The sequence below is a fragment of the Aliiroseovarius crassostreae genome, from assembly GCF_001307765.1.
Classification (GTDB): domain Bacteria; phylum Pseudomonadota; class Alphaproteobacteria; order Rhodobacterales; family Rhodobacteraceae; genus Aliiroseovarius; species Aliiroseovarius crassostreae.
Window position 1 is genome coordinate 459,436 of sequence record NZ_LKBA01000019.1, and the last position, 12,708, is coordinate 472,143.

The window sequence follows — 12,708 nt, forward strand, 5'->3', positions numbered from 1 at the left end:
GCAGGGGACCACACAATGATTGATCAACATATCGCTTCCGCGTTTGACCGTGACCTTGAGGAAATTCAGGCGCATGTGATGAAAATGGGCGGGCTGGTCGAAGACAGCATCCGCGAAGGGGCCAGATCGCTGAAAATGCGTGATGAGGAACTGGCGGAAAAGGTTCGCAAGGCAGACAAGCAGATTGATGCGCTCGACACCAAGATCCAGGAAGAATGTGCACGCCTTCTGGCCCTGCGCCAGCCGATTGCCTCGGATCTGCGGACCGTTCTCACCGTGATGCGGGTGGCCGCGAACCTTGAGCGGGTTGGCGATTATGCCAAGAACATGGCCAAGCGCACCACGGTTCTGGTGCATATGCAACCGATTGACGGGGCATCCGGTGCGATCAAGCGGATGGCCAAGGAAGTGCGGCTTATGCTGTCGGATGTTCTTGATGCCTATATCCGTCGTGATGTGGATCTGGCACAGGATGTGCGCCACCGGGATATTGAAGTGGACCAGATGTATAACGCTCTGTTTCGTGAATTCCTGACCTTCATGATGGAGGATCCACGCAATATTTCCTCCTGTATGCATCTGCATTTCATCGCCAAGAATATCGAACGGATGGGGGATCACGTGACCTCCATCGCTGATCAGGTGATCTATCTTGTGACGGGCGAAATGCCGGAAGAAGCCCGACCGAAAGGAAATTCGGTCAACTATAACCTAGAGGCACAAATGGGGTTGGAGCGCGAAACATGAGCACGTCCAAACCCTGTATCCTTTTGGTCGAAGACGAACCCGCCCAACGCGAAATCCTGCGCTACAATCTGACCTCAGAGGGATATGAGGTGATGATGGCGAGCAATGGGGATGACGCGCTGGTCATGGTGGATGAGGTCATGCCCGACCTGATCTTGCTGGACTGGATGCTGCCCGGAGTATCAGGGATCGAGATCTGTCGTCAGATCAAAGCCCGGAAGGAAACACGCACGATCCCGGTGATCATGCTGTCGGCGCGATCCGAGGAGATGGACCGGGTGCGCGGGCTGGAAATCGGGGCTGACGACTATATGGTCAAACCTTTTTCGGTGTCTGAATTGATGGCGCGCATTCGGACCCAGCTGCGCCGCACCCGCCCGGCAGCCATTGGTCAACAGCTTGAGTTTGAAGGGATTGTGCTGGATGGGGACAGTCATCGTGTGACCCGCGATGGTGAACCGATCAAGCTTGGTCCCACCGAATTTCGCCTGTTATCAACCTTGATTGAAAAACCGGGGCGGGTCTGGAGCCGCGAGCAGTTGCTCGACCGGGTCTGGGGCCGGGATGTCTATGTCGATACCCGAACGGTGGATGTGCATGTGGGACGGTTGCGCAAGGCATTGTGCAAACATGGGGGCGAGGATCCCCTCCGCACGGTTCGAGGAACCGGATATTCTCTTGGCTGAGGGTTAAACCGCATTCAGCGGGGCGGGAAGGAGCCTGCCCCTTTTTCTTTTACACCGTCAGATTGGTGCGGATTTTCGGTGTCGTGACCTTTCACAATTCCAACGGGTCTGGTTCCGAGCAGGATTGCTCATCGCCCCAACGCCATCATCACAATCATCTCATGGCACAGATAGGCGGTGGCGAGGATCTGCGCGGGGGGCTGATCCTGACGCAACCGATCAAGCGCATCCGCCAATAGCAGAAACTGACGCGCCTCAGCTCCGCGGGCCAGATAGGCCAGATGATCGGGCTGCAGATGCCTGCATTGTTCGGCGAGATGGCTGAGCACCTGGGCCGCAAACCCGCTGTCATGGGGTGCAATCTCGGTTCCCCGCAAATGTTTCAACCCGCGCAGCAGACCGCCTTTGGCGCGTGTCAGGATCCCGCCTTCGGGTGCAGGTTGAAAATCGAGATTGGTGGCGGTCAGCCCCGATCCATCCGGTCGCAGCAGCGCCACCGGTTCATGTAGCAGTTCGTCCCCGATAAGAGTGGTCACAATCAACAGTGCCACCGCGCCGGGAAACTGCAGATGCAGATGGGTCAGGTGATCCATGTCCTGCGGGCGGGCCGAAAGCTCGACCACATCGCCGGACAGATCCTGTGCCCGCCAGCGATAGCGCTGGCTGATATCGTCAAAATACGGCTCTTCAATGCGTGAAGGGGCGATCAGTGCAGGCAGGGGGGACGCGCCCCGTCGAAGCCCCTGTCCGACCCGGCTGCGCAGGGTTGCGCGCAATGCGCCCCAGTCCTTTATGCAGGTGTCATGATCTTGTAGGCGGGCAGGGGACAGGGGACCATTGACCTGCGCTGTTATCTTATCCGCCGTTGACAGCTGCCCGTCCGGGGACAGATGCGGGTGTTCCAGCGAGACCACATTCCCGGTCAGGCCTGGCACAGAGGGTGCCCCCCAGAACGGGTTGGCATAGGCGCGGGCTGGTGTGAAACCGGCATCCATTCCGGCGCCACGCGCCATGGTGGCGGGGTGGAATTCACTTGTCTTGGGGTCCAGAAGATACAGGGTCAGGCCACGTGCGCCATTGGGGCTTGTCCACCCTTTCGCCCCCAAAGCCCAAAGATCCATCGGTGGGGCAGGGGCATAGCTTCGGCGCAGCACCCCCAGAAGGGCGGGATCGTCAGGCGTCTGTGCCAGTGCCTTGACCAGCGCATAGGCCTGCGCCAATGCCGCCAGATACCGCCCGCCTTCAAAGCGGATATCACCAGCCTCTGCCCAGCCCGACAGGGTCGACAGGGTCAAAAGCTGTCCGGTCAGGCGCGGGGCGGCCTGCACCTTGGCGGATATTGCCAAATCAAGAAACCGTTCCTGCGCCAGTTGGGCAGACCCATGAAAGACCTGCGAAATCGCGGCCTCAAGTGCCGTGGCGATCTCAGTCAGCATAGGTTGATCAGGTCCGGTCAAATCCGGTTTGGAGGACGGGGTATCGATCCCCCCTCTTGCCACCCCGGCCCTATCGCGAATGGCAATGGCCCCTGCGGCCACCACCAAACGTTTGCGGGTGGCAGGCCCCTTGTAAAGCGCGGCAGAGAGCGTTTGCCCGGCCACAAATGTCACCGAAGCCTCTGGTGTGGCAAAACTGACCTGTGCATTTTGCCCGCGGTCTTCGATCCGGGCGGATCCGGCCAACATCATTGCCCCGTCCAGATCGGCCCCCGCAAATCTCTGCAGGACATCCGCTTTCAGCGCCACCAGCCCCTCCGTAGCGGTGGCCGTAGCTGTGGCGGCAGGCGGCATTTCGGGTGTGGGGACCTTCTCCTTTAGGCCGTCTTCTGACGGCGTGGCAGCAGGGGCGTCTGAAGGTACTTCCCGCAACACCAGCATGGCCGTCAGGATATGGCTGCACATACCGGGGGCGGGGCAGTCACATGTGGCGGATTGCGGCCCCGCCGCAGGGATCGTCACGCTCTGCCCACTGATGGTCAGATCCGCGCCATCTGCATCATAGCGCAGCACCTCTGCCTCGCCTGTGGCCTTGATTGCGCGACGCAAAAGCCCCTTATTGGCCAGTGCCACCAGTGCGGCATCATCAAAAGAGGCAATCAGATCTGGCAGGCTCATCGCATCACCTCTGCCAACCACATCGCCAGCCGGTCCGGGGTCATTGCGCCGATTTTCATCCCCAGCCCCGCAAGACGCCCGGCAATCTGCTTGTCCATATAGGGATCCCCCAGATCATCCAGCGCCGACAGGCCAATCATCCGCACCTTTGCCTCGTTCATCCGTGCCACGGAGCGATAGAGTCGGCGCGGGCTGGCGCCTTCGGCAAAGTCCGAGATCAGAACAAAAACGGTGCGCTCGGGTGTATCCACGAAGCGTTCGCAATATTCCACAGCACGGCCGATATCGGTGCCGCCCCCCAGTTGCACCGACAAAAGCGTTTCCAGCGGATCAGTCAGCCGGTCGGTGACATCAAGGATCGAGGTGTCAAACAGCACCATCGACACGTTCACACCGGGAAGGCCGGACAGGATCGCCGCCATGACCGCAGAATGGATGATGCTGTCGGTCATCGATCCCGACTGGTCCACGCACAGCACCACCGACCAGGGAAGGTGTCGCCGTTCCCGCGCGATGAAACGCAGATCATCGGCAATGATCCGGCCGCTTTCCGGATCGTAATTCTTCAGGTTGCGCCGCAGGGTGCCGCGCCAGTCGAAATTCGCAGCCGAGGCCACATGGGACCGTTTGAACGGGTTGCGCCGCCCGGAAAAGGCTCGTTGCACATCCGATTTCAACCGACGCAGGATGTCTTGAATGACCGCGTCTGCCACCTGCCGCAGCTTGTCTTTCATCTCGGGCTTGGCGCGGCCATGGAAACTGAGCAGGGTTTTCAGCAGGTCCTGATTGGGTTCCAGACTGTCCAGCGTCTTTGGGTCGTCCAGCAGATCGGACAAGCCGTAGCGATCCAAGGCGTGGTCCTGCATCACCTCAAACACCGATTGCGGAAAGAGTTTGCGCGCCTCCCCCAGCCAGTCCAGTGCCTTCATTTGGGTCGGATCAAGTGATCCCGGACCGGACGGGCGGTGTAAGCCGCGTTTCTCGTATTCGCGACCATAAAGATAATCGAGCGCCCGGTCTGCGCGTATGTCAGACCCTGCCAGCCCACCCATCTGCCGTTCGGCATAGCGGCCAAGGGCAAGGCGCCAGCGGCGTTTGGCGTGATTGGGATCGCGCTCGCTCATGTCGTGCCTCCGATGATCCAATCCATCAGCCCGTCTTCCCGAAGGGCCGCGCGCAGGGCGGCATCAATCTGCGCCCCCTTTGCGGCCTCGCGCGCGTCCACATCGTGATGATGTGCGGTAAACTCTCCCACTGTGCCGCCATGGCGACGGGTCAGGGCAGCGGCCACCTGATCCGCTTCACGCGGAGAAAGGGCGGACAGGGCCAGTCGCAGATGGGGCAGCACCTCCAGAAAGCCGTCATCTTCCAGACCGGTCAGAAAATCATCCAACGCGCCCAACATGCCTTCGACTGTCCACAGCAGGGATGGAGCAACCGCCAGAACGCCCCGCAACCCGGCAAGCCGCGTGGGCAGATCAGGGGCGCTGCCGGTCAATTGCGCGACGATAAGATCGGGCAGGGTATGATCCGGTTTGCGCCCGCTTTCCACCGCGATGGCGGTGATGGCACCCAGAAGTTCCGGGGCGGGGTCCGCCTCTGCCACCCGGTCCAGCGCATCTTCAAACCGTTCGGCGTCAAAGTGTTTGCCCCCCGGACCGCGCATCAGTTCGGACAACAGGCGCAGCGCGTCCAGACAGGGCGGGATCGCCTCTTCGCGCATCTTTGGCAGGTCATCACACAGATAAATCATGCGCGAGAAAGCCTGTTGCATGGTGGGGGCAATCGCCAGCCCCTCAGGCAGTGACAGCGGCCCGCGAGAGGCTTCGATTGCGTGCAGTTCCACCATTGCACTAGCGGCATCGGGAAAATCCGCTGATCGGGTGATCGCCCCGGATATTTCGCTCAGAAACCCGGTCAGATCCGTGCCCAACCCTGCCAGAAGCCCCTTCTTGAACAGCGTGATCAACGCCGACAGATCATCGGCCCGTCCTTCATCCGCCAGCGCAATGCGGAGGGCATTGAGCTTGCCCAGGCAGGCGGCAGGCAATGTGTCACCATGGATTGCAGCCTCGATCAACTGCCCTTCGACACGGGGCGACCAGGCATAGTCCCAATGTTCAAACAACAGCCCGGTCTGCACGGCGTTCAGGAAGTCCGGCCCGCCTTGCCGTGTGGCAAACCCCGTGTCCAGCAGCGCCATCGCATGGGCAAAACGCGAGGCGGCGAGATGGGCGGGTTTGCGGCGAATATCCAGGCTACGCTCGCGCCGTTGCCCGTCGGTGACGTCAAAGCGGTGACGCCGGGCGCGGGCGCGGGCATCTGCCACAATCGGTGGCTGGCCCGCCGCGTCGCTGACCTCGCCCAGGGCATGGCCACGCAGGAACAGGGTAAAACGTTCGCGCCAGACATCTGCCCCGCTGGCCTCACCTTTCAAAAGTGAGGAGGTCAGCCCGTCAAAAAGGTCGTGCCGCAACGCACCCGGGTGGCCCCGCAGCCGGGCCAGCGTTTCTGCCATGCGCAGAAGCTCGACCTGGGCGGGCACGGGGATGCCATTCCCTGCCGCCCGCATGTCAGATGCGAAATCTGCGACAATCTCATGGGCGAGGGCAGGCCAGTTGGGAATTGTCCCACAGGCCTCAGCGTGATCCCACAGCGTTTGATAATAAGCGGGCTGTGGCAGGCCCGCGCCATATCCCATCAGCGCGTCGAGCTCCTTATACCCATAGCGGATCAGGTAAGAGGCTGCATTGGATTTGCCACCTGCCTTGGTCTTGCCAGCCGTTTCGGACGGAGACAAAAGAGGCCCGGTGTGAAACCCGCCGATCACGCAGACAACCGGGCCGTTTGCGACCCCTTCAGCTAGGGCGTCACGCAGGCAGGCGGCCATATGGGCCTCGCGCGCCGGGTCTTCGCCGCTGGTAATTTCCTCTTCCGGGGTGGCGGCACGCAAGGCGGCGCAATAGGCGCCCACATCCCCCAAAAACTTGCGCCAGTTGGCTTCGCCCATCCGGGTTTCAAACAGGTGGTCCCAAAGCTCATCCCCATCGCGACAGCCAAGCCGGTCACAAAGCGCGCGCACGTAGTCACCGCTGTCAAACCCCTGTTCACGCACAAGCGCGCGCGGGCCGGTCTGATTATCACTTTCCCCGGCCATCTTGGCGTCTGACCCAAGGTCGATAAACCGCAAATTCGCGCCAACCGCCGCCCCTTCGCGCAGGGCCACCCATTCGGGGGAGTGGGCGCAGAACGGGTAATACGCTGCCAGCCGGGGGCCGTTTTTTTGATCCAGCAGACTGGCCGCCGCCACGGGGGGCACGGTGTCCGGATCCAGCAGATGTGGGATCAGATGGGACAGATCATGGGGGGCTTCGATCAGCACATGTGATGGTTTCAGCTCGCGGATCATGGCCCGCACCGCCCAGGCGCAGGCGGGCGAATGGTGACGGATCGGGGCCAGATACAGCCCGGTTTCCGGCTGAAAGAGCCGGTTATGCACCTGATGGATCAGCGCCTCATCCCGCATGCTCACCCCACACGGTCGCCGTGGATCGTCCGTCAGCCATCATCCTTGGCGGCCTTGTGAAACGCAGCCCATGCGCGGCTTTTGCGGCCCCGTGCGCGGGCAATGGTATCGACATAGGCGCGCAGTTTGCGGGCATCGTCAGCATCATCCTTGAACACCACGCCACGCAATTGCCGCGCCACATGGGCACCTGTCGGGGCCTCTCCTGACAGGTAACTGGCGTCGAGCAGCGCGCCGTGGGCCACATTCACCGCCTCTGCCGTCGACATGACAGATTTGGGCTGCGCCACCACCGCGCCGTCTTCGGCCCGCCCGGTGCGCAGGTCCCGAAAGACCGACACCACCACGTCGAGCACATCTTCGGGCAGATCCGCCTTCAGGTCATATTCCGCCATCCGTTCGCCCACCTGCCGGGCAATCAGCTCTTTCTCAAAGGCGGCATCAGCGATCGGGGCCACGGTTTCAAAATTGAACCGTCGTTTGAGCGCGCTGGACATTTCGTTCACGCCGAGGTCCCGCAGGTTGGCGGTGGCAATCACGTTGAAGCCGCGTTCTGCCCGCACCTCACGCCCTGCACCCAACTCGGGCATGGCCACGGTTTTTTCCGACAGGAGCGAGATCATCGCATCCTGTACTTCGGGGGCGCAACGGGTCAGTTCCTCGATCCGGGCGATCTGGCCGCCTCGCATGGCGGTCAGCACGGGCGAGGGGATCAGGGCACGGTCGCTAGGCCCTTCGGCCAGCAGCAGCGCATAATTCCAGCCATAACGCAGGTGGTCTTCGATCACCCCGGCGCTGCCCTGCACCACCAGTCGTGAATTGCCGCTGATGGCGGCGGCGAGGAGTTCGGACAAAAGCGATTTGGCGGTGCCCGGTTCGCCCACCAGCATCAGTCCCTGATGCCCCATCAGGGCCACAATGCAACGGTCCACCAACGGGTCGTCGCCGTAAAACTTGCGGCTGACCTCCAGCCCCTTGTCGCCCAGGATAAACCGGCGCACCGCGCGGGGGGACAGCGCCCATCCTGCGGGTTTCGGATCCTGATCGGCCGCGCGCAGGCGGGCAAGCTCTGCCGCGTAGCGCATTTCGGCGGGCAGTTTCTGAACGGTATCTGCAGTTACATCCATGGCATTTTCTTTTCCCAGTTGGGATCAAAACTGCCCTTGGCAACCATGTCCCGGTAATCATTCCAACATTCCGACAAAAGCACCGGTGGCACCTCGGACAGGGGCACTGCGCGCCCGCGGCGCCCGGCACCGTGCAGCTTGGCAAATTCCAGGTGGATCTGCGCGGCGGCGACGTTTTCTTCCGGCAGGCAGTTGCCGGAAAATTCGATCACCGCACAAAGGCCCGCGCTGCGGAAGGTCTTGATATATTCGTTGAAATAGCCGCCATCCAGCGCTTCGCCACGTTCATATCCCAGCTTGGTGCTGGCGCCCCGGAAGCTGAACGTGTCGGTGATCCAGCCCTTGCGATCCTCGATCCGGGTCTCTTTGCCCATCTCGCCGTCCAGCGCCAGAAGCGGGCGGCCAAACTGGGCGAAGAGCGGCTTGACCTCGTAATCGACCAGATGAGTAGCCCAGGCCTTTGCCGCGTTATCAGACAGAAGCGCGCCATGGGCGAGGCGGATGGTGGTGAAGCTGTCTGGCGTCACCTCGTTGTCATCCGCATCCACATAATCGCCTTCGGCAGTGGGGCGGAAGGCGGTGACGATCTTGCCATCGGCATCTTCACCGAGCCAGATCACCCGTTCGGTCAGCCGCCCCATCAGGGGATGATTACGGAAATCGCGCATCCAATCCGCCACCGGCCAGCATCGCTCGGCGCAAAGGGCTTCGTAAAGCCGTTCCCCTTGCAGGGTGATCACCTGTTTCAACTCGCGTTTCGAGACCGAAAGCTGTTTCTTGCTGGTCTTTGTGTTGTCATCATCCCCGGCTGGCAGACCTTTGATCTGCTTGCCATCCGGGTTCAGCACCACCAGCTTGAACTCATCATCCAACCGGGCGGAATAGGGTTTTTCCTCTTCCCCGATTGGCAATTCCAGCACGCCGTCATCATTCAGCCCAGCGGTGGGAATGGTGCGGTCGGCCAGCTCATCCATCGACCAGTCGCGCGCTTCTGCGACCGCTTCGATCAGCTTGCCCGCATGAGCCTGCACACCTTTTTGCTTCAATCGCGTGGCGGCGGAAATCACGATCTGCAGAGAGAGCGGATCGCCCTTCGCGGCCAGAACCTCCAGCAGGGACGAGGCCTGAGATGTGCGTGACCCATGCTGTTTGAGGTAATTGCGCACCGAAGCGGCCGCATGGGCCGGATCCACATGTTTGGTCAGCGCCAGCACGCCTTTGGTGGCTGCGCCTGAGTTCAGATACTGGGTTTTAATGCTGTTATATAGACCGCGATAGGCCTGTTCTCGGGTATAGCTCTTGTCCCAACGCAGATAGGTTTTCCAGTTCTGATCCGCATGCTGTTCGGCATAGGCATTGGCTTCATCATCGCCTGGACGCACCGTGTCATAGTTGATCCAGGCGTCAAAAATCCAGGTCGACAGGGTCTTGGCGCTGTCGGGGGCAAGCTGCGTCAGATAGATGTCAAAAAGCGTGTTGCCGCCCGGTTGCTTGAGCTTGTTGGCAAGGAAGATCCAAGCCTTGATCACCTTTGCCGGCACCTTTTGCCCACCTTTGTATTTCAAGTCGGGCAGGTGGTCGCTGACCAACCAGTCCAGCTTGTCGAACTTGGCTTTTTTCAGGATCACCTCTGCCTCGGTCATCAGCGCCTTGGGGCCGACATAATCGGACAGTTCCACCCCCAGACGGGAGAGTGCGGTGAGGATTGCCGCTTTGGCCAGATCGGATTTTTCCTTTTTCAGGCGCGCTTTGAGGGGCTTCACCGCCTCCTTGATGCCAAGATCCGCCAGCCATTCGGCGGCCCCGGCGCGCACGTCCTGCCTTGTGTCGTTGAGCAGCGCAATGGCGCGCTCTTCCAAACCCTGCGCCCCTTCCAGCATCGCGCGGGCCTCGGCCCGGCCGGATTTGGTGGTGCCGGTTGCGACCTCCAGCAGCGGGCCGTAATAGCGTTGTGGCGTCTTTGGCAAAAGCTGCAGGAACTGGATCGCGCGCAGTTTGCGCGGTGCGGGTTCACCGGCGGCGCGCAGGCCAAATGCCTCGTCAAACACGTCGAAACTTTCAGCCAATAGCGGCCAGAGCGCGTCGCGGTTGAGGTCCATCACATCATAATTGCCCCATTCGCGCCCCAGCTCACCTCGGATCAGATCGCCGGGCACTGCCTTGCGGGTCTTGCGATTGTTCCACGGGCCGGACTGGATTTGGCCCATTTCCACATTCAGGGTTTCGAGATTGCGATAATCCGCCTCCTCGCTGTTTACGTAACGCACCAGCCTGCTTTGAACGGCGCCCCATTCATTCAGGTGAAAGGCCGCATAGAAATTCCGTTCGGTGGCGGTGAAAAATCGCAAGGCGCGGTCGGGTGACATGCGCGAGAGGGCGTCAAGCGTCCATTTGTCCCGCGCGGTGAAATTCAGAAACTGCCACAGCCTTGTGTGCCCCTTGCGATCCAGATCTGCGCCGGTGCCGTTGAACAGTTTGATAATCTGTGTGGCCATGGCGGGCTTCAGGCGTGGCTCAACAAAGTTGTATTTGCCCTTGCGCGCCTCGTTGCGGCGATCAATCTCGATATTTTCCTTGGTGATAATGTCCAGAAGTTTCTTTTCATCCTCGACGCCAAAGGTGACATCCGGTTCCTTGGAAAGTGGGGTCAGGGGAGGGATCTCAACCCGGCTGCCATCCAGCGCCAGATAGGACATGCGGTCGCCCTCATCCTCCTCATCCGCCTGCGAGACCTCCTCGACCGTCAGCGCGCTTTCAATCGCGGCTTTGATCCGGGCGGTTTTTTCGGATTTGAGGTGATCGCGCAACAGGGCAAATCCCGCGTCGGACCGTAGACCCGCCAGCAGATCAACCATGGCTGCGCGGATGGTGGCGGCCCCTGTGTCAAGCTTGTCTTTGGCGATGGGAAGGATTTGATCCTGGGGCAGGGTCATCATGGCCTGCACGGCTTCGTGGCGCACGGATTTTGCGCTGTCGGCGCTCATGTCGACCAGAAATGCGCGTGCCTCCGGGTCGGAGAACATCTCCCATTTGCGCATCTGCGCAATCAAGAGCACCTTGCCACCCGCGCCCATACGGCGGCCTGCCGCCAGCAGATCCTGCTGATGGCTGCGCGCCAGTGGGGCAAAGTCGAAAACCTCGGTCAAGCGGCGAATATCATCACTGCTGCGCCAGCGCCCGTCGTCATTATAAAGGATATCAAACAGGTCTTCGGCGCTGCCTCCGGCGGCCTCGCAAATTTCGACACAAAACTCTGGGGTGAGCACACAGAGCGTGGCGTCGATGACTTGCCTCGGCCATGAGTTCAAAGTTTTCACCAAGCCAGCCCCGGCTTTTGTAAAGAGGATACGCAGGGGGAGTGAAACGTGTTTCGACCCGGCTAAATAGTCCTTCTCGCCACCACTTGCAGCGGCCAGCACTTCACCATAGCGGGCCAGAACAGAGGCATCTTGGGCCTGTCGCGCCAGAAAACGCCTGCGGGCCTTATCGCCGGGTTCGTCGGAATAATTGCTATCAAGTATCAAGCCCAAGGATTTTGGAGGCATCTACATTGGCGAGCGTTGACAGCACACTGCCACCTTTGTCCTTGAGCACATAGGCGATCGCCTTGTCCCCCAACCCGCGCTCAACCGCATGCAATCGCTGCAGGTCCTTGGAAATTGCATTGGAAACTTTTGGGATATTAAAAAGATTGGAGATAATTCCACGCACTGGCTTTCCTCACAAACGACTAATCAACTCTTAAATCGTTAACGCAATGACGGGCACAACCCAAGATTAAATTGGAATCGGAGATGGGCTTCTGCCGGGGGACTTGGCGTTCCGAATTTCTGAGTTTCTCGAATTTGTGACATTCTAATCAAGGAGTGTCGACGTTCAGGCTTCTCACGTGGCATGAGTTCTGCTTCAAGGTTGCAAACAGAAGAGAGGGGTCTTGCCCGACGAGCCCTGACCAACGCCCATTGGGCGATCATCGCCCCCTTCTGCCTTGGCAAGCACACTGATCCCGGCCAGACCAGAGGCGATCCGCGGTTATTCATGGAAGAGGTTTGGTAGAGTGTGAGGACAGGCGCGCAATGGTGTGAATTGTCTGCCGGGTTCTGGCGCTTCAAACGCGTCCAGCCTGGCCCAAAACCAATGTATTTTACAATATGCTCAGAGCGTTATCTTCTGCTCCCGATTTCAAGTACGCGATGATCGATGGCTCTGTCGTTAAGGCCCACCGCTCAGGCCAGGGCGCCAAAGGGGACGCTCAGCCAGGCCATAGGGCGCTTACGCGGCGATTGCCCAAGCATCTGCCTGAGATCGACGAGGTTACCCAAACCGTCAGTCAGCGCCAATATTTTGGTGGTGATACCGCCTGACCGGCGCGCCGTGCCGGATTTGATCGAGCACTCTGTGCCGACTGCGCTTTCGATGCCGACTGGCTGCGGTCTGCTCTCGATAAGCTGGACATACCCCCTGCCATTCCTCTGAAATCGAACCGGCGTTTCCCCGCAACCTTCGAC

Annotated in this window: 8 protein-coding genes; 2 read left to right on the top strand and 6 right to left on the bottom strand. The window is 60.4% G+C overall.

Annotated elements, in window-relative coordinates:
* Positions 1-15: 15 nt before the first annotated feature.
* Entirely contained in the window at positions 16-747 is a 732-nt protein-coding gene (gene phoU / locus AKJ29_RS15005) for a phosphate signaling complex protein PhoU (protein WP_055192177.1), read from the top strand.
* Positions 744-1,433: a phosphate regulon transcriptional regulator PhoB gene (gene phoB / locus AKJ29_RS15010; protein ID WP_055192179.1), complete on the top strand. Its 690-nt coding sequence runs from the start codon at positions 744-746 to the stop codon at positions 1,431-1,433. The genes phoU and phoB overlap by 4 nt, the downstream gene beginning before the upstream one ends.
* Before the next feature lie 128 nt (positions 1,434-1,561).
* Here the strand turns inward: phoB and AKJ29_RS15015 are convergent, their stop codons facing one another.
* Genes AKJ29_RS15015 through AKJ29_RS15040 form a run of 6 tightly spaced genes read right to left on the bottom strand, consistent with a single transcriptional unit; the run spans position 1,562 to position 11,911 of the window.
* Positions 1,562-3,547 (bottom strand): hypothetical protein, encoded by a 1,986-nt coding sequence (locus tag AKJ29_RS15015; RefSeq protein ID WP_055192181.1) that lies wholly within the window; start codon positions 3,545-3,547, stop codon positions 1,562-1,564.
* The gene (locus AKJ29_RS15020) at positions 3,544-4,671 is read right to left on the bottom strand and encodes a VWA domain-containing protein (RefSeq protein WP_055192183.1); all 1,128 of its coding nucleotides are present in this window, start codon (positions 4,669-4,671) and stop codon (positions 3,544-3,546) included. The genes AKJ29_RS15015 and AKJ29_RS15020 overlap by 4 nt, the downstream gene beginning before the upstream one ends.
* Positions 4,668-7,073, bottom strand: a complete 2,406-nt coding sequence (locus AKJ29_RS15025) for a DUF5682 family protein (protein WP_055192185.1) — start codon at positions 7,071-7,073, stop codon at positions 4,668-4,670. Before AKJ29_RS15025 ends, AKJ29_RS15020 begins: the two co-directional genes overlap by 4 nt.
* Before the next feature lie 32 nt (positions 7,074-7,105).
* Positions 7,106-8,200: an ATP-binding protein gene (locus AKJ29_RS15030; RefSeq protein WP_082392626.1), complete on the bottom strand. Its 1,095-nt coding sequence runs from the start codon at positions 8,198-8,200 to the stop codon at positions 7,106-7,108.
* The gene (locus AKJ29_RS15035; protein ID WP_055192189.1) at positions 8,191-11,724 is read right to left on the bottom strand and encodes a DUF4132 domain-containing protein; all 3,534 of its coding nucleotides are present in this window, start codon (positions 11,722-11,724) and stop codon (positions 8,191-8,193) included. Before AKJ29_RS15035 ends, AKJ29_RS15030 begins: the two co-directional genes overlap by 10 nt.
* On the bottom strand, positions 11,714-11,911 hold the full coding sequence (locus AKJ29_RS15040; RefSeq protein ID WP_055192191.1) for a hypothetical protein: 198 nt from the start codon (positions 11,909-11,911) through the stop codon (positions 11,714-11,716). Before AKJ29_RS15040 ends, AKJ29_RS15035 begins: the two co-directional genes overlap by 11 nt.
* Between the last annotated feature and the right edge of the window lie 797 nt (positions 11,912-12,708).